Source organism: Mycobacterium sp. NPDC051804, assembly GCF_044452905.1.
Taxonomy (GTDB): Bacteria; Actinomycetota; Actinomycetes; order Mycobacteriales; family Mycobacteriaceae; genus Mycobacterium.
On sequence record NZ_JBITCD010000003.1, the window covers coordinates 208569 to 226002 of the forward strand.

At 65.5% G+C, this 17434-nt stretch carries 19 protein-coding genes; 11 read left to right on the forward strand and 8 right to left on the reverse strand.

The annotated features are described in order from the left end of the window. Nucleotides 1-3: 3 nt before the first annotated feature. Nucleotides 4-1404 (reverse strand): mechanosensitive ion channel domain-containing protein, encoded by a 1401-nt coding sequence (locus ACIA48_RS12115; RefSeq protein ID WP_396731153.1) that lies wholly within the window; start codon nucleotides 1402-1404, stop codon nucleotides 4-6. After that, complete coding sequence (locus tag ACIA48_RS12120) at nucleotides 1401-3572, reverse strand: adenylate/guanylate cyclase domain-containing protein (protein WP_396731156.1); 2172 nt, start codon at nucleotides 3570-3572, stop codon at nucleotides 1401-1403. The genes ACIA48_RS12115 and ACIA48_RS12120 overlap by 4 nt, the downstream gene beginning before the upstream one ends. A gap of 53 nt (nucleotides 3573-3625) precedes the next feature. Between ACIA48_RS12120 and ACIA48_RS12125 the strand changes: the two genes are divergently transcribed. Then, nucleotides 3626-4060, forward strand: coding sequence for a DUF1810 domain-containing protein (locus tag ACIA48_RS12125; RefSeq protein WP_396731159.1), 435 nt, complete (start codon nucleotides 3626-3628; stop codon nucleotides 4058-4060). Here the strand turns inward: ACIA48_RS12125 and ACIA48_RS12130 are convergent. Genes ACIA48_RS12130 through ACIA48_RS12145 form a run of 4 tightly spaced genes read right to left on the reverse strand, consistent with a single transcriptional unit; the run spans nucleotide 4035 to nucleotide 7457 of the window. After that, the gene (locus tag ACIA48_RS12130; RefSeq protein ID WP_396731162.1) at nucleotides 4035-5345 is read right to left on the reverse strand and encodes an alpha-amylase family protein; all 1311 of its coding nucleotides are present in this window, start codon (nucleotides 5343-5345) and stop codon (nucleotides 4035-4037) included. The two genes, ACIA48_RS12125 and ACIA48_RS12130, sit on opposite strands and share 26 nt — an antisense overlap. Then, nucleotides 5342-5821 (reverse strand): nucleoside deaminase, encoded by a 480-nt coding sequence (locus tag ACIA48_RS12135; RefSeq protein WP_396731165.1) that lies wholly within the window; start codon nucleotides 5819-5821, stop codon nucleotides 5342-5344. Before ACIA48_RS12135 ends, ACIA48_RS12130 begins: the two co-directional genes overlap by 4 nt. Before the next feature lie 11 nt (nucleotides 5822-5832). After that, nucleotides 5833-6852 (reverse strand): hypothetical protein, encoded by a 1020-nt coding sequence (locus ACIA48_RS12140; protein WP_396731168.1) that lies wholly within the window; start codon nucleotides 6850-6852, stop codon nucleotides 5833-5835. A gap of 17 nt (nucleotides 6853-6869) precedes the next feature. Continuing rightward, nucleotides 6870-7457 carry a TetR/AcrR family transcriptional regulator gene (locus ACIA48_RS12145; RefSeq protein ID WP_396731171.1) on the reverse strand — a complete coding sequence of 196 codons (588 nt, stop codon included), beginning with the start codon at nucleotides 7455-7457 and terminating at the stop codon, nucleotides 6870-6872. Between the two features lie 238 nt (nucleotides 7458-7695). On the opposite strand from ACIA48_RS12145, the gene ACIA48_RS12150 reads away from it, so the two are divergent. After that, nucleotides 7696-8340, forward strand: coding sequence for a hypothetical protein (locus ACIA48_RS12150; RefSeq protein WP_396731173.1), 645 nt, complete (start codon nucleotides 7696-7698; stop codon nucleotides 8338-8340). 56 nt (nucleotides 8341-8396) lie between these two features. Next, nucleotides 8397-9044 (forward strand): DUF5701 family protein, encoded by a 648-nt coding sequence (locus ACIA48_RS12155; protein ID WP_396731176.1) that lies wholly within the window; start codon nucleotides 8397-8399, stop codon nucleotides 9042-9044. Here ACIA48_RS12155 and ACIA48_RS12160 read toward each other — a convergent pair. Then, complete coding sequence (locus tag ACIA48_RS12160; RefSeq protein WP_396731178.1) at nucleotides 9028-9846, reverse strand: alpha/beta fold hydrolase; 819 nt, start codon at nucleotides 9844-9846, stop codon at nucleotides 9028-9030. The two genes, ACIA48_RS12155 and ACIA48_RS12160, sit on opposite strands and share 17 nt — an antisense overlap. Before the next feature lie 75 nt (nucleotides 9847-9921). Between ACIA48_RS12160 and ACIA48_RS12165 the strand changes: the two genes are divergently transcribed. Both ACIA48_RS12165 and ACIA48_RS12170 read left to right on the forward strand, forming a co-directional pair. Further along, nucleotides 9922-10488, forward strand: a complete 567-nt coding sequence (locus ACIA48_RS12165; RefSeq protein WP_396731181.1) for a TetR/AcrR family transcriptional regulator — start codon at nucleotides 9922-9924, stop codon at nucleotides 10486-10488. A 37-nt stretch (nucleotides 10489-10525) separates the two neighbouring features. Beyond that, nucleotides 10526-11152, forward strand: coding sequence for a PaaI family thioesterase (locus ACIA48_RS12170; protein ID WP_396731184.1), 627 nt, complete (start codon nucleotides 10526-10528; stop codon nucleotides 11150-11152). Here the strand turns inward: ACIA48_RS12170 and ACIA48_RS12175 are convergent. Further along, nucleotides 11124-13112: an FUSC family protein gene (locus tag ACIA48_RS12175; protein ID WP_396731187.1), complete on the reverse strand. Its 1989-nt coding sequence runs from the start codon at nucleotides 13110-13112 to the stop codon at nucleotides 11124-11126. The two genes, ACIA48_RS12170 and ACIA48_RS12175, sit on opposite strands and share 29 nt — an antisense overlap. A gap of 393 nt (nucleotides 13113-13505) precedes the next feature. Here ACIA48_RS12175 and ACIA48_RS12180 point away from each other — a divergent pair, with 393 nt between their 5' ends. From ACIA48_RS12180 to ACIA48_RS12205, 6 genes are read left to right on the forward strand one after another with little or no spacing between them, the layout of a single operon-like run. Next, on the forward strand, nucleotides 13506-14342 hold the full coding sequence (locus tag ACIA48_RS12180; RefSeq protein ID WP_396731190.1) for an SH3-like domain-containing protein: 837 nt from the start codon (nucleotides 13506-13508) through the stop codon (nucleotides 14340-14342). A gap of 21 nt (nucleotides 14343-14363) precedes the next feature. Next, the gene (scnC, locus tag ACIA48_RS12185) at nucleotides 14364-15077 is read left to right on the forward strand and encodes a thiocyanate hydrolase subunit gamma (RefSeq protein WP_396731193.1); all 714 of its coding nucleotides are present in this window, start codon (nucleotides 14364-14366) and stop codon (nucleotides 15075-15077) included. Beyond that, on the forward strand, nucleotides 15074-15430 hold the full coding sequence (locus ACIA48_RS12190) for a thiocyanate hydrolase (protein WP_396731196.1): 357 nt from the start codon (nucleotides 15074-15076) through the stop codon (nucleotides 15428-15430). Before scnC ends, ACIA48_RS12190 begins: the two co-directional genes overlap by 4 nt. Before the next feature lie 26 nt (nucleotides 15431-15456). After that, nucleotides 15457-16173 (forward strand): EthD domain-containing protein, encoded by a 717-nt coding sequence (locus tag ACIA48_RS12195; protein WP_396731199.1) that lies wholly within the window; start codon nucleotides 15457-15459, stop codon nucleotides 16171-16173. Nucleotides 16174-16178: 5 nt separating this feature from the next. Continuing rightward, nucleotides 16179-16631 carry a TIGR03618 family F420-dependent PPOX class oxidoreductase gene (locus ACIA48_RS12200; protein WP_396731202.1) on the forward strand — a complete coding sequence of 151 codons (453 nt, stop codon included), beginning with the start codon at nucleotides 16179-16181 and terminating at the stop codon, nucleotides 16629-16631. 16 nt (nucleotides 16632-16647) lie between these two features. Beyond that, nucleotides 16648-17403: an enoyl-CoA hydratase/isomerase family protein gene (locus ACIA48_RS12205; protein WP_396731205.1), complete on the forward strand. Its 756-nt coding sequence runs from the start codon at nucleotides 16648-16650 to the stop codon at nucleotides 17401-17403. Nucleotides 17404-17434 lie beyond the last annotated feature (31 nt).

Below are 17434 nucleotides of genomic sequence, written 5' to 3' on the forward strand. Positions count from 1 at the left end.
GACTCAGTCCTGTGTGGCGGCCAGCGCGCGCCGCAGGCTCTCGCGTCGCTCTTCGATCGCCCGTCCGAGATCCTGCAGCAGCACCGGCTTTTTGGCCACCAGATCCTCGATGACCTCGCGATCGAACCGCAGGACGGTGACTTCCTCGAGGGCATACGCCGCCGCGGTGACAGGTTCGAGAGTCAGCGCCGTCTGTCCGAGGAAATCGCCGGACTCCAGTGTCCGGACGGGAACCATGCCACCCGCATTGTCGGTTGCCGCAAGCCGGACTTTCCCGTTGACGATCAACGTCATCCGCTTCGGGACCTGGCCGGAGTATTGGAGGTATTCGTCAGCTCCGTAGCGCGTCAGGCGGACCCGGTGGAGCAAATCCTCTTGGTCCTGTTGGTTCAGTCGCAGCGTCGGAGCGATGATCCGCAACGAGGTCTCCACCCGCTCCGGCGTCGCGAATTCGTCTTCCGCCTCGTCGAGGTGCAGGCCGGCTCGCCGCGATGCGTACCAGACCCAGCGCAGGAACTGTGATTTGGCGGCGAAGTCATCGGCGGGGGAGCGCAGCGGAATTCCGGTGCTGTATTCCAGGGAACCTGACCGGACACTGGACGGTGTCGCGCCCGGCCGAACCTGCGGCAGCATCGCGGCCGCCTGGTTCAGCATTCTGATGACGTCGTCGGGTGGGTCGTCCACCGAGAAGACGGTGGTGACGCCAAGGGTATGGGTGCCGGCCGGCCGGCTGAGATTCTTGAACGACGCGGCCGCCAGCGCCGAATTGGGCATGATCATCATGCCGGCGCCGGTATCGATATGCGTTGCCCGCCAGTTGACTTCGACGACCCGGCCCCGTGCACTCGGTGCGTCGATCCAGTCGCCCAGCTGAAACGGCTGTTCGAACAACAGGAGCAGGCCCGAGATGATCTGGCCCACCGAGTTCTGCAAAGCGAGGCCAAGCACGATGGACGACACGCCAAGTGCGGTGAAGAGGCCGCCCACGTTCGCGCCCCAGATGTAGGCCAGCATGATGCCGAGGCCGACGGCGATCACCGCGAATCTGGCCACGTCGAGGAAGATCGACGGGATTCGCTTGCGCCAGCTGCCTTCCGGAGCGCCCTGGAACATCGTCGCGTTGAGACCCGACAGCAGCAAGACCAGCACCACGAAACCGAACACCGTCGCGACCACACGCACCGGCGTCGCCTCGCCGTTGACCTGGATCGCCTGCACCAGCAGGATCAGCAGCGCACCGAGCGGCAGGACGTAATTGCGGATCAGATGCACGGGACGGGCCAGTGCGTTGTTGCGGCGCAGCAGAGCGTTGTGCAACTCGGTCAGGAGCACCAGGCAGACGGGAAAGCCGATGGCCACGCCGACGGCCCAGTAGAACCATCCCGAATCGAAAATGCTGCTCATTGCTGCGCCAACCGCCAGACGGGTTGTTCTTCACCATCCACGGTGATCACGCCCGCGGACACAAACTTGCGGCTGTCGCGCATAGTGTCGTAGACCGCGGAGGTGACGTACACACCGGGTTGGGGCGAACCGCTCTGCACCTGATAGGCCAGGTTCACCGCCGACCCCCACATGTCATAGGCGAGCGTGGACCGCGCGACCAGACCGCTCGTCACCGTGCCGGTATCGATTCCGGCACGCAGGCTCAGGTCATGTCCGGTCTCGGCGTTGAACCGCTCGATGATGCGTTGCATCTCGATCGCGAAATCGACCGTGCGCCTGACATTGTCGAGTCGCGGCACGCTGAGTCCACAACTCGCCAGATAGCCGTTGTGCAGGGTTCGCACCTGTTCGACACCGAGATTCTCTGCGGCGGCATCGAATTGGCGTGTCAGCTTGTTGACGATCGTGAGCAACTCATCGGAACTGAGATCCGAAGACAAGGCGTCCAGACCGACGACGTCGGCGAAGATCACCGTGACGTCGTGGTGATCCTGCGCGATGGTCTCCTCGCCCTCGCGGTACCGCTGCACCACCGGCTCGGGCATGAGGGACAACATGAGCCGGTCGTTCTCACGGCGCTGCTCAGCGAGCAACTCCTCCTTGATGGTGAGGTTGCGGCTCATGTCGTTGAACGCGACGGTGAGGTCACCGAATTCGTCGCGCGAATGCACGGGCAGGTTGATGTTGTAGTCGCCGGAACTGATCTTCTGGGCGCCGGATTCCAGGCGGCGGATGGGCCGTACGAACAGTCGCGCGAGCAGCATCGCGGCCAGGCAGACCACGAAGATGATCGCGACCGTCGACAGCACGAGCGTGCGGGTGAACGCTGAGACCGGGGCGAATGCCTCCGACGTGTTGATCTTGGCGATCACGTTCCAGCGCAGGCCCTCGATGTTGGCGGGGGCGTATGCCTGCAAGGTCTCGTGACCCAGATAGTCTTCGGCGATCAGCGTGCCCGACTGCCCGCGCTGGGCGAATTTGGTGGCATCCGTCGGCACCGGCTGGATCAGCGTCGTACCGCCCCGGTCGATCGCCTCCTGCGCGATATCGGGCGGCGTGCCGGCGTCGACGACGTCGCGTTTGTAGGCCTCGGGGTCTTCGAGGAACAGCCGCGAATCCGACCGCATCAGGTCGTCGTCGCCGACGATGAACGTCTCGCCCGTCTTACCCATGCCGGACTCTTCCCACTTCCGGTTCATCGTCATCAGGCGATTGATCTTGGAGATCGGGAACTGCAGGGCCAGCACCCCGTCGACCCGGCCCTGCGGTCCGACCGGCGACAGGAACCACGCGGTCGGTTCGTCCGCCGGCTCGTACTCACCGAAGTCCGTCAGGCCGACGTAATCGACGGTGTTCGAATCAAGCGCTTTGGTGTACGCGGTGGCCAGCGGGCCGCCCTTGAACGGTCCGGTGAAGATGTTGGTGCCGAGGTCCACACCTTTGTACGCGGTGTACACAATGTTGCCCCGGGTGTCGAGCAGCAACGCGTCCTCGAACTCGAAGCGCGTGACGATCTCTCGGAAGAAGTCGTTGTACCGGGCGTTGGCGGCCGACCACGCGCTGCCGTCGCCGGCATCGTCGAAGGCGATGGCCTTGTCCCACTCCGAGACCGAGAACGGCGCGGTGTAATACGCCTGCAGGTAGCGCTGCGCATTCGTGTTCGGCAGCACCGCATCGACGTCGATCTCCTCGCCGGCCTTCTTTTTCGTCGGGGCGAATTGATCGGTGTAGTAGTCGATGATCGACTGCTGCTGGGCCGGGCTGATGTTCGCGCCGTTGAGTTGGTCGAAGCCGGCTGTGAACGCCTGGATCGCCTGAGTCGACGTGGCCCCACGCGAATAGATCACCAGAGAATCCTTGAGATCTCCGATGCCTTCCTGCAGCTGGCGGCTCTGCGACTGACGAATCTCGGTCAGGCGGTCGAACACCGACTCCCGCAGCGAGGATCGACCCGATTGGTACCCGATCGCGCCGACCACAGCCGCCGAAAGGACGCTCGTGACGAGCAGCATCATCAAGAGTTTCGACTGAATGCTGACCCTGGACGCGACGGGCAGCCGCAGATTTCTGGGTCTCTTGGTCGGCGTCGTCGGAGCGGGCGATTCCGGATCGCTGGATGTCGTCATTGAATCGAAAACACTAGCTTGCGAAACTGGTCAAAGAGGGGGCTGTAGGCAAAATGTTGTCATCGGACGATCCATTCGATCTGCAGCGCTTCGTCGACGCCCAGGACCGCGCGTACGACACAGCGCTCGCAGAACTGCGCGGCGGACGCAAACGCAGCCACTGGATCTGGTTCGTCTTCCCCCAACTGCAGGGCCTCGGCCGTAGCTCCACGGCGATCCGGTACGGCATCACGTCGCTGGCCGAGGCGAAGGCGTACCTCGACCATCCGATGCTCGGCCCCCGCCTTCGGGAATGTGCGCAGGTGGTCGCCGGCATCCAGGGGGCGACGGCCGACGACATCTTCGGATGGCCCGACAACCTCAAGGTGCGATCGTCGATGACACTGTTCGCCCGCGCCACCGCGGACAATGCCGAGTTCCGTGCGGTGCTGGACCGGCTCTACGACGGCGTGGAGGACGAGCTCACTGTTGAGCAGTTGGCGCGATGATGAGCCAGCCGTGCGGCTCGACCTCGGTCGTGGCGACGACGTCCTGCGGTGGCGCCCCCGAGCCGGCGAGGATCGTGCCCTGGTCGAAGCCGATCTCGGGCAGCGAGACCCGCAGCGGCTTGTCGTCGATATTGAGTGCGACGACGAGCGCATCGGAGCCGTTGCGCGACTGGTAGATGTACTGCTGGTTGGCCAGTTGCAGCGATGACGTGCGTGCGGTGTGCAGCCACGGATGCCGTCGGCGCAAGCCGATCAGATACTGGTGCAGCCTGAACTCGTCGTACCCCAGCTGATCGACACCCTCTGGTGGAGAACCGAATTCGGGCCGCACCGCGTCGTCGCCGCCGAACCGCTCCTCTTTGATGCCTCGGTAGGCGGACTCGTCGCCTGCGTAGACGCTTGGCGTGCCTCCGGTCGTCAGCAGGACGACGAGCGCGTGCGCCAGGTGTCGGGTGTTCTCCAGTCGGCTGGCGATCCTGGTGACGTCGTGATTGCCAACGAATGTCATCGGCACAAAAGTGTCGAGAAATTCGTTGTGCCGGAACATCGCCCAGTCGAGTTCGTGGAAGTTCCCGTCGTTGAGGCCGCTCCAGATCGCCTTCCACAGTTCGTACTGTGTCACCGAGTCGAAGCCGCTGTCGGCCACCCGCGCCGAATAGTCGCCGTGAATGACCTCACCGACGAACCAGGCGTCGGGAAACGCAGCGCGCACGCGGGGGAGGACCTGTGCCCAGAACCGGTCCGGAACGGCGTAGGCGGCGTCCAGTCGCCAGCCGTCCGCGCCGCGGCCCAGCCAGTGCGTCATGACGTCGACGGCGTAGTCGATCACCTCGGGGTTGTCGTGATCGAGGGCGATCAGGTCGCCGTGGCCCTCGAACGTGTCGAAGTCAGAACCGTTGCGCCGCTTACGGAACCACGAGGTATTGGCGAAGTCGGTGCCCACGTGGTTGAAGACACCGTCCAGCAGGATCCGCAGCCCGCGGCCGCGTGCTTCGGCGACCAGGTGATCGAAGTCGCCGTCGTCGCCCAGCCGCGGATCGATCCGGTAATGGTCCGTGGTGTCGTAGCCATGCGTGCGGGATGCGAATACCGGTCCGAGCGCCAGCCCGGACGCGCCGAGAGCGATGGCGTGGTCCAGCCAGTTGACAACGCGGCGCAGCCGGTGCTCGTCGGCGGTCGGAGCTGGGTCGGCAGGGTAAGCGCCGACGAAGCCCAATGGGTAGACCTGCCACCAGATCACGTGCTCGACCCAGGCCGGTTCTGTTGCGTTCGATGACTCGGTCACGGTCGAAACTTCGCTTCGTAGAGTGCCTTCATCTCGTCGGCGTATTCGGGCGCCGGGCCGTCGACCGCGACACGCGGCGCGACGACGGTGATCGGCAACGGTGCCACCGGAGGCGGTGTCGCGCCCCATTCGGCCAGCCACCGGGTCAACTGTTCTGACGATGTCGCATAGACGATGCGGCCCAAGCCGACCCAGGCATGCGCCGCCGCGCACATGGGGCAGTGCTCGCCGGAGGTGTAGACCGTGGCGCGGTCGCGTTCGGCGGGCGTCAGCTTTCCGACGGCCCACTGAGCGATCGCGAACTCGGGGTGGCGGGTGCGGTCGCCGTCCTTGACGCGGTTGCGGTCCTCGAAGACGACCTGACCCTCGCCATCGACGAGGATCGATCCGAACGGTTCGTCACCGCTGTCGAGTGCCTCGCGCGCGAGTTCGACACAACGGCTTAGGCGTTCAAGATCATGGTCGTCGATGGCCACAACCGATGAGTTTACGGATGGGCGACCGGTCGGGAGGCTCGCGTCCGAATCATGGCGGCGCAGATGGCCAGCACGCCGCCGGCCGCGGCCCAGCCGAGCAGGGTGGCGAGCGGGGCCAGTGCGCCGTTCGTGCCGAAGTATTCGACACTGCGCAACAGCGCGACGCCGGAGCCCTGGGGCACGATCGCGTTGAACGTCGTATAGAAGCCGGACAACAGTGGCTTGCCGACCGGGCCTGCGGCGGCGGCGTTGCCGACGATCACGAGGAACGCCGTGAGCGCCGCAGAGGCGATGGTGCCGAACGCTGCCGCAACGCCGGTCACTGCTCCCGCGACCGCCATCGCGTAGACGAACAGGGCGCCGAACACCTGCCAGGTGTGTCCAGTGAGCGCGCCGAGGACGACGTCGACATACAGCGTCACACCACCTGCCAGCACGACGGAGTAGGCAACGAGACTCAATGTGCGCCAAGCGAATGTGGACGGCTTGTGCACGCTCCCCATCATTCGTCCGAATATCGTGGCGCCCACTGAGGCGCCGATCGACAGGAAGATGACGGCGTAGAACACGACGGTGCCCTGTGGGTCGGCCGCGTTGGTCGGGGCTACGTCGGTGACGTCCGCTGTCAGCCCGGCCTTGGCGGCGATGCCACGCCCGACAGTCTCGGCCGCGGTCGCGACGCTTCGGCCGCCGCCACCGGCGACATAGATGTCGAGGTGGCCCGGCGCGTCGACGACGAACGCGGCGTCCGTCTTGCGGCCGAAGACCTGATCGCGTGCCGCGGCCGCGTCGGCGACCTGCGTGACGCCGAGTGCGTCTTGCCCGCGGATACCGTCCACGAGCTGCTGTGGTGCGGCGACGGCGACGTTCAGGTGGTGCAGCGTCGGTTTGGCGAAGGCGCCCGAATAACTGGCGATCATCGCGATGACGAATACCGCGAGCGCCGCCATGACCAAGGCCATGTTGCGAATGTCTCTGCGGGAGGGCCGGATATCGGCTGTCTCGAGGAGGGGAGCGTGGTGCTTGCCCACGGCGGATCCTTTCTGTTTCAGGTCGTGACGTCGGGGCGCGAAAGCAGCGCGTCGACGGTGTCGAGGGCGACGGTCACCCGGCCGAGGAGATCGGTGGCCTGGCCCGATTCGCCGGGGTCTTCCATCCAGGACCGAAGTACTTCCTGGAATCCACCCACCAGGAAGCGGCTGACCGCGCCGGGTTCAAGGCCTGCGGCGGCCCCGACGACGGGTAGCGCCCGGGCGGCCAACTCCTCACATGCCGGGAGGAGTTCGGCGCGGAACGCCGCGATTACCCGCTGAGCAACCGCGCTCGGTACGACGTTGCGGTACATCGCGCGATGCTCGGCGGCGAGCCCGAAAATCCGCAGGATCCGGTTTCTCGGTTCAGCGTCCAGATCGGCGGTCGCTGCCGCGAAGGCGATGGCGAACGATGAAGCAATCGCATCGTCGCGGTCGGAGAAGTGCCGGTAGAAGACCTGCCTGCTGACGCCGGCCCGCGCCACGAGATCACCGACGGTGAGCTGATCGACCGGGCGTTCATGCGCCAGCGCGAACGCCGCATCGATCAACTTGGCCCGGACGCGTTCGGCGCGGGGATCGGTGCTTTGGGTGCGGGTGGCCACGGATCGATCCTAGGTCAGATCGTGGACAACTGACTACGAAAATATAGGTTAGCTAACACACCCTCTTGGGCTGATGTGACGTCGCGCTCAATGCCTCGCGGATGTGCGACAAAACCGTCGCGTGTTCACCCGACACGCGGGCGGCCGATTTCGCAATCGGGATAGTAAATCTATTGACGGTGCTGTAGATCTGTATCCGCCGGTCCAGCCGAGGGCCGTCCACTCCGAGAGGAAATCCATGGAGATCGTACGTTTGTCCGCTACGAGCTTGGCCGTAGCAGCTCTGGTCATTGGGGTCACCGCGTCCGGCTGCAGCAAGTCGGACGATTCGTCGTCGGAGTCGTCGACCTCGGCTACGTCCACGACCACCTCCGCTGCGGCCACCACGTCGGAGGAGACCACCTCGGCGGAGGCCAGCACACCCGCCGCGGAGCCGAGCGACTACGGCGCTCTTCTCCTTCCGCCGACGGACATCGGCCCCGACATCCAGACTCCGGGCGGCGTGCAGTTGAACCCGGGCGGCAATCCCGGTGCTGCGCAGGTCTATTCATCGCCTGAAGGCCACCGGCAGATCATCGACACCATCCTCGTCTTTCCCGATGTCGCTGCCGCCGACTCCAACTTCCAGAGCAATTCGGCCACGATGAACCAGGTGACCACCGGTGCGCCCGAGCCTGTCGAGGTCGGCGATCAGGGTGTGATGGCGATTGGCACCTCGCCTGACGGCAGTAAGGCGGTGACCGTCATCTTGTTCACCCAGGGCAAGGCGTTGACGTCGCTGAACTTCGAGAGCGCACCGAACGACCCGATTCCGCCGGAGCAAGCGCAGGACATCGCGCAGCAGCAGGCCGCCGCGATCGAGGCGGGGCTGCCCGCCGAATAGGCAACCGCCTACAGGGATGTAGGAACTTCTGGTCAGGTTCGCTTCGTTGTGGGCAGGTGCCGACCCTCACCGCACCCCTGCCAAGCGTGCCTGAACAGGCCGAACGACTGATCCAACTCGGAGTCCACCGAATTGCGGGGCTGCCCGCCGATCTGGTGCGGGCCGTGACCCGTCACTCGGTCGGCGCCCCCGCGATCCTGGTCGTCCACCACGGACTTGCGCCGGTGTCGAGGCTGGCACCTCTGCTGAGCCGGGCGGGCAAGCCGGGCTTCGTCGTCAGCGACATGTCCGATGTCGACAACTTCACGCCCATCTCGTCGGTCGATGTTCCTGACAGCCCGCTATATCTGCTCTACGACCTCGACCGCGGTGACGAGATGGCCAACTGGAGTCCTGCCGAAGCGCTGCCTGCGATTGTCGAAGCCGGACGGACACCGTTGACGCTGACCGAAGGAGTGCACTGGTTGTTGCAGCAGCCGGATGTGCTCGAGCGGGGCCGCTGCTTCATGACGATCGGATCGCGCCTGACCAAACCTTCGGGCGTGCTGGACTCCAGGACACCCGCGTTGTGGATCAGCAACGGCACCGGCCGGGACGTTAAGGCCAACCGCAACGCGCCGAAGGTCGGCTGGTGCTGGGCCGGCAATCGGCACACCTGGCTCGGATTCGGTTCGGCCGGGGGCAGGATCACTGTCGACGGGTGACGTCCGATCGGACGCCTTGTGCGGCATCCACGAACGGCAGCACCGTGCCCAGCCACGCCGTCGGCTCGGACGAGAACACGACGTGGCCCGTCGGGAATGCCGCGAACATTGACCGCGGAATCGCCTCGCCGACCTTCTTGCCCCAGCGCACCGGGGCACTCGGGTCCTTGGCGCCCCAGGTGATCAGCACCGGCGCGGTGATTCCGGCGGCTCGCACCCGCAGATCGTGCTCGGGTTCGGAGAAGCTCTTCCACAGTGCCGCAGCGGTTTTCGCACCGGCAGTGGTTCTCGCGCGGTCCACCACCCGCTGCGCGACGGCTTTGTCGGTGGGCGTTTTCGGCCGCATGTAGGCGCGGACGAAAACGGGGAAGACCGCCTTGACGACGGCCGGGCGGCCCATCGCCGCGCACAGCATGCGGGTGCCAGCGCTGTGCGGGGTGAAACCGCCGGTGTTGACGAGGACGACGCCTGAAACGCGTTCTGCGCGTTCGAGGGCGAGTCGGCACGCGGCATAGCCGCCGACGGAGTTCCCGACGACGACGAGATTGTCCAGATCGAGCCGGTCGGCGAACTCGACCAGTAGATCGCCGAATTGGACTGCGCCGAGGGGTCTTGGCGGCAGGGGAGAGTCGCCGTGACCCGGCCAGTCGAGCGCGAGCACGCGACGCCCGTGGCCCAGGTCCGCGCGCACGGTGTCGAAATCGGTGTGGTCATGCAGGGTTGCGTGCAACAACAGCATGGGCGGACCCGAACCTTCGTCGGTATAGGACACGGTTCCCAGTGAGGTCTGAAGCGTGGGCATCGGCGGGCCTTTCATTGACCGGTCGGTCGGTCAATTACACTAGGCCGGAGTCGACGTCCTGGCAAGGGAGGCAGCGTGGAAACAGCCAACAAGCGGGTGGCCGCGGCCCAGCAGACGCGCGCGAATTTGATCGAAACGGGTTTGGTGCTGGCGGAAGATCTCGGGCTCGAAGGGCTGAGCGTCAACGCGGTCGTCGCCGCCGCGGGAGTGTCGAAAGGCACGTTCTTCCACCACTTTCCGGACCGGGTGACTTATTTGGTCGCGCTTCATCGCCGCTTCCACGACGTACTGTTCGAAGAGGTGACGGCGGCCATCGGCGACCTGGAACCGGGTCGTGACCGTCTGGCTGTCGCCGCGCGTACCTACCTCGACGCCTGCCTTCGCGATCGTGGCGTCAAGGCACTGCTGTTGGAAGCCCGCGGCCACCTCCCGATCGCCGATGAGGTGACGCGGCGCAATCGGATGAATGTGGACGTGATGGCTGATGACTTCGCCGCGCTCGAATGGACCCATCCCCGCGAAGCGGCGCGACTGTGGGTAGCTGCCACCGCGGAATGCGCGCTGATCGAACTCGAACAGGGCCGTCGCAACGCTGCCGCCCGCGCGACGCTCGACGACCTGGTTAGGCGCGCGCAGGGCTGATTCGACAAGCTCCACTAGAACGTGTTCTAGTGCACAGATGGTGCAGTACACGGATATCGGCGACGTCCCAGCTGCGGAGATCGACCGCATGCGCGCTGTTTACGGCACCCTCGCCGAGTCGGTTCGCGAGCTCATCGACGCGACGATCCGTACCGAGGTCGATGCCGACGAGGTCGCCGTGGCGAAAGCAGCGATCGATGCGACGACAGCACGGTTGCGGGCCAACCAATGCGACGGGCCGTTCGGGGTGCGCTTCACCACCGGTGGCGATCGCCTGGCGTGGGGAAACCCCGTGATCGGAATCCGCAATCCGATCGCGCCGCCGCTGAAGATCGAGCGCGATGCCGACGGCGGGGTATTCACCGACTTTCACCTCGGTGCGGCGTACGAAGGGCCGCCGGGCCACGTGCATGGTGGTATCTCCGCATTGGTGCTCGACCATGTACTGGGCGAAGTGGCGGCCAACGAAGAGACGCCACGCTTCACCGGCACCATCACGCTGCGCTATCTGCGACCGACCCGGCTGGGGGAGCTACACGCCGAGGCGCGGATCACCAGGACCGATGGGTTCAAGGCTTATGCGGCCGGCCATCTCGCCGACGACGAGGGCATCACCGTCGAGGCGGAGGGCATCTTCATCCAGCCGAAGTGGGCTCGCGGCTAGGCACGATGCCGAGGAGGCTGCGCGTGATGGCCGCGATCTCGGAGACCAGGACCCGCGCCGCGCCGTTGTCCCCGGGGAACAGCCCCGCCTGCTCCCGCACCTGCTTGTCCGCTGCCATCAGAGCGGCGACGTCGACCGTCCAGGGCAGTGCCGGATTCGGCGGTGCGCCCCGCAGTGCTTCGACGTAGTCATCGACCGCGGCGATGAATTCGGGAGTCAGTTTGTCGGGCGACTGCGTCGGAAGGCTGCGCTCCAGCGACGTGCACGCGCTCGTGACCGCGTTGAGCGCTGTGCGATAGGAGCGGAGCCACCGGCGTAGGTCCCGCGAATCCATCCGGGCGGCACCGGACGCGGCTTCGAATGCGGCCCGAGCCCGGAAAGCGCGCTGCCACGCCGTCGACATCGCGTCGACAGGATGATCGAGTTCGTGCACGAATGCCTTGACGACCGTTGCCGCATAGTCGATTTCGGTCTTGAGTAGTTCGCCGGCCCGCTGCTGCAGCCGCGTCAGCGCATGATCGGGCAGCACGACGTGCGCCATGACCGCCAACCCACCGCCGATCACGACGGAGAACAGCCGGTCTTCCACCGTTGCCCCGGCCGCGGCGGCGTCGATGTCCAACAGGAAGACCGCTGCCGTCGCGACGCCGGCGCTCGCTGCGATGTAGCCGAACCGGACCACCCAGAAGGTGATGGCGAGACACGCAACGGTCATGACTGCGGCGGCCACTCCTGTCGGCTGCCAGATCATGGCGATCACGGACGCGAGAATGATTCCACCGGCAAGGCCCCCGACGCGTCCGACGCAGCGGGTGTACGTATGCGCCGTCTCGGGCCGTAGGACGAACAGGACCGTCAGCGCGATCCAATGACCGTGCTCGATCGGGGCGAACCGGTCGGCGGCGGTCGCCAGCGCGACTGCCGCCGACAATCGCACGGCGTGCCGCAGGATGGGCGAGGCCGAGGTCAGATGCTTGCGGACCTCCGTAAGCGCCGTCCGCAAAGGGCTGATCACATCGGGTTGGAGGAGATCCGGAAACCGGAACTCGGCGGCTTGCTGCAGCTGTTTCGAGAAGCGTTGCGCCGCCGCAGCTTCCGGCCCCTTCATCGCTGACACCACGGTATCGACGCGAACCAGGGCGTGTTCGGCTTCACGTCGTGCGTTGTGCTTGTTCTCGGCGATCGCGTCGAGCGCCACCGCGGCGTCGTTCAGCATGCGCGAAACACGTTCGCGCTCATCGTCTTGGGCCCCGCGCAATGCGCGCAGTGCAACCACCAAGCGCTCCGGCAGTCGGTGACCACCATGGTAGGCCTCCGGGCGCCTGGTCGCCTGCGTGTCGGCGAACGCATCCCGCAGCCCGGTCAGTTGCGCCGCCTCCAGCGACGAGTCCTGATCGTCGGCGACGCGCCGTGCGTCGGCGGCCAGGGAGCGGTACGCGTGCGCCAACGCATCGCTTTGCGTGCGCCAGCGCTGCGGCGGCCACACGGCGATCAGCGCCGCCTGTACGCAGCCCGCCGCGATTGTCAGGATCGTCGGCAACGCGACCGACGACACCGACGGCACGTCCTGCGGCGCAATGATCAGCAGGGCGCTGCCCGCTGCCGCGACGAGGCCCGCGTGGCCTCCGAGCGCCCATTGCATTCCGGCCGCCAGGTTCCATGCCGCGACCACGACGATGAACAGGACGGTGTACGCCGACGTCAACGCTCCGACCAGGACAGCGCCGCCCATCTGCAACGCCACGACGACGACGAGCTGCACGCGTCCGCCGGGGCTGTCCTGCAGCGCGATCGCACCGCAGACGATGCCTGCGCCTGTCGTCCAGACCGCGGCGGCGCCGCTGTCGATGGCGAGCGCAAGCAGCGCCATTGCCAGCACGCCGGACAGGCTGCGAACCACCGCGCCACTGTCCGGCGTAGGCGGCTTCAGCGCGCCGAAGACCCGGCTTGCGGTGGTCATCCACCCATTCTGACCTCACCGGCGTCGCTCGACGATGGAACTCGCGCGAGTCGCGCCGACAAACTCTGCGTCTTCGCTTTGCGGATAGCCGATCCGAACGCGGAAGAGGCTTGCCAGATCGCTTGCGGCACACGATAAGACCGGGCCCACTTACGTATTCGTCAATCGATGGAACGGTGTTTCGTCTTCGATTCGGCTGTATAGATTCAATTTGCCCGATAAAGTCGGCACGGGTCACGAGAGCAGCCGGGAGGTGCCGATGACCAACAATGCTGTCGTCTTCGACGGCGTTGCTGGACTCTGCCCGTGGCCCGGTCTTCCGCCAGATTTCCCCGATCACATTCGCCGATCAGCAATGCGCGCCGGGGTATCCGGCCGACGAAGGGACCCTCGATGAGTACTGCAGCAGAGCGTGCGGCTCAACTGGAACTGACGTCCCGATTGAAGTCGGCGTATCCCGAACTCCCCGATGCACCGACCCCGGACATGCTCGACCACGGTCGTATCACTGCGTACTGGAAGCCTGTCCACGATGTCGGCGGTGAGCCCGATGCGCCGATGAAGTACGAGAACAAGCAATACGAGGAGTGGGAGCACATGACGTACGTCATGTGCGAGGTCCTCGGCTGGCGCGGCATCTGGCTCTCGGAGGAGCGCAGAAGGATCGGCAACGTCGACGTCGGCCGCGCGCAGTACCTGGGGCTGCCGTACTACGGCCGCTGGCTCATCGCCGTAGCCCGGGTGCTGGTCGAGAAGCACCACATCGGTCTGTCAGAGCTCAGCGAGCGGATGGCAGAGGTCAAGGAACGCTACGCAGGCGGACTAGACGGCCGAAAGCCCGAGGCCGAGCCCAAGTCGGAAGGCGACGGCTCGCAAGTGAAGCGCAACAAGCATGCCGAGGAAGCCGACGGCAAAGGCGATCCAGGGTGTTACGCCGGACAGGCGGGTAAAGCGAAGTTCAAGGTCGGCGACGCGGTGGTGGTGCGTGAGCTTCCGGTGATCTTCTACACCCGCACGCCTGAGTACGTGCGAGGTGCGAAAGGCCAGATCGAGGCCCTCGCATACGAGACGCCCGCCGCCGAGGACGAGACCTGGGACAGAGAGGTAAAGCCGGAGTGGATGTATGTCGTCCGGTTCAACATGGCCGAATTGTTCTACGGCTACACCGGAACAGCGGATGACGTCATTTCCACAGAAATCCCTGAACGTTGGTTGGAATCCGCGAAATAGGCTGCGCAGAAAGGGTTTTGCATGACTGACCACGGCCATGACCATGACCACGACCAGACCGTCGCCCCGATGGTCGACGAAATCACCGACTTCGAGGTTTTGGAGATCGCGCTTCGCGAGCTGTGCATCGAGAAGGGCATCTTCACCGCTGAAGAACACCGTTTGATGACCGAGTTCGCCGAACAGATCGGCCCGACTCCGGCTGCCCGTCTGGTGGCCAAGGCGTGGCTTGATCCGGCGTTCAAGGAACTGGCTCTCGCTGAACCGATGACAGCCAGCAAGGAGGTCGGCGTCGACTGGCTGCACCCCACGGGGTGGGGCACGCCCAGCGACTTCACCGCGTTCCAGATCCTCGCGGACACACCCACCGTGCACAACGTGATCGTGTGCGCGCTGTGCTCGTGCTACCCGCGGCCGATTCTCGGCAATTCGCCCGAGTGGTATCGCACACCGAACTACCGTCGCCGCCTGGTCCGCTGGCCTCGGCAGGTGCTGGCCGAGTTCGGGCTATATCTGCCGGACGACATCACGGTCCATGTGCAGGATTCCAACCAGAAGCACCGATTTATGGTCATGCCTTTGCAGCCCGAGGGCACCGAGGGCTGGACCGAGGATCAACTGGTCGAGATCATCACCCGCGACACCCTGATCGGCGTAGCGCTGCCCAAGGCCGGTGTAACCACCAACATGATCGTCGACACCCGCCCCGCGATTCACCCCGGCAACGCCGGATGACCGCGTCCGAAGAGTCGGCGCGCATCGCGCCGCTGGAGGAAATCGTCGAGCGAGACCAGGTCTGGTCGCGCATGGCCGCTAAGTGGGGCGTCGAAAACCCGGTGCCGCCGTGGAAAACGAGCCTGGACGGCATGTGCGATGCGCTCGATCGAGCCTCCTGTGACGAGAACATCCCCGATTTCAAACAGCGCCGCGACGAAGAGGATGAGCTCTCCGCGACGCTGTACGCCGATCTGCCGTACCCGGAGAACCAGCTGATGTCGTTGGCGCATTCTCTGGTGAGTCGAGGCGTCATCGACGAGGCCGAACTCAAGCAACGGCTGGCGAGCATCCGGGCGAGGCTGGAAGCCTGAGCACCTCCACGCGCTAGGTTCGAATGGTGGAGAAAGTGATCATCGCGCTGCGGCGTGCCGATGCGGATGACGCATGGTGCACCAGGATGCGGACCGAGGTCGTCGGCGACCTTTTGGAGCTCGGACTGCCGGGGCTGACCGTCAACGTGCGCGACGGCGCAGTGCGCCACTCACTCATGACGCTCACGACTCTGGACCCGCCGGTCGTCGGGTTCGTCACCGTGTGGGCGCATCAGTACTACGGCGAGCAGGTCACCGCGGCCCTGACCCGGCTGCAATCCGAGGCGGACCAGGTTGCCGCCTATCTGGTCACCGAGTCGGTACCGCTGCCGCCGCCGGCCACCGCTGAGGGCGCGCGCACCGACGGCTTCGCCAACGTCGCTCTGCTGCGCAGGCCCGAGGACCTGGACGAGGTGACCTGGCGGCACAACTGGCACATCAACCACACGCCGGTGGCAATCGAAACGCAATCAACCTTCGGCTACACGCAGAATGCGGTGGTGCGCGCGCTGACTAAGGACGCTCCGGCGATCGACGCGATTGTCGAGGAACTCTTCCCCGACGCGGCGGTCTCGGATCTGCACGCGTTCTTCGGTGCCCCCGACGACGCCGAGCTGGGCCGCCGGATGGAGCGAATGGTCGCCAGCACCTCCGCATTCGGCGCGAACCGCAATGTCGATACGGTGCCGACGAGCCGCTACGTCTACCGCACGCCCTTCGTCATCGACAACCGGATCGGGTGAACACGATGCCGACGCTCGAAGAAGCCTTCGCCCTCGCGGCCGACGACAGCGGTCTCGCGATCGTCTCGACCGTGCGCGCCGACGCCACCGTTCAGGCATCGCTGGTGAACGTCGGCGTCCTGCCGCACCCCGCGACGGGACAACCGGCGCTTGGGTTCGTCACCTACGGCAAGGTGAAACTCGCGAACCTGCGAGCACGTCCACAACTCGCGGTCACGTTCCGCGATGGATGGCAGTGGGCCACCGTGGAAGGCACAGCCGAGTTGGCGGGTCCCGACGATCCGCAAGGCTGGCTGACCATCGAAGGTGGAGCGGAGCAGCTTCGGCTGCTGCTGCGTGAGGTGTTCACCGCCGCCGGTGGAACACACAGCGATTGGGACGAATACGACCGCGTGATGGCCGAGCAGCGCCGCACCGTCGTGCTTATCGCACCCACCCGGGTGTACAGCAACGGTTAGCGCATACGCTGCTGGCGTGATTCTCGAGATTGCCGATAACCAGCGGGTGCGGACCCTGACGCTCAATCGGCCCGACGTTCTCAACGCGTTCAATGACGAGCTGTACCTCGCCACCGCGACCGCCCTGAGTGAGGCGGCGGCGGATCCGGAGGTCGCCGTCGTCATGCTGACGGGCGCCGGACGCGCGTTCAGCGCGGGCAACGACCTCAACGAAATGCAGAGGCGCATCACCGATCCCGAATTCAATCAGCAGGGCAGCCACTTCACGACGATGATCGACGCGCTCGCTGACTTCTCCAAACCGTTGATCTGCGCGGTTAACGGAGTCGGGGTGGGCATCGGCACGACCATCCTCGGCTACGCCGATTTGGTGTTCATGTCATCGACCGCACGGCTGAAGACCCCGTTCACCAGCCTTGGCGTCGCACCGGAAGCGGCTTCGTCATATCTGCTGCCGCGATTGATCGGTAGGCAGAACGCCGCTTGGTTGCTGCTGTCTTCGGAATGGGTTGGCGCCGAGGAGGCTCGCTCGATGGGGCTGGCCTGGAAGGTATGCGAGCCCGATGATCTGCTGTCCGAGGCGCGTAGGCACGCAGAAATACTTGCCTCACGGCCGATTTCGAGCTTGATGGCAGTGAAGCAGACCATCATCGCGCCGACCCGCGAGGGCATCGCCGCGGCGACCGAGAGGGAGAACGGACACTTCGCCGTACTGATGGGCGCGGCCGCGAACGCCGAAGCTCTCGCCGATTTCACCGGCAAGGGCCAGTAGCGGCGCGCCAAATCCCTTGCGCCTCTTTGGT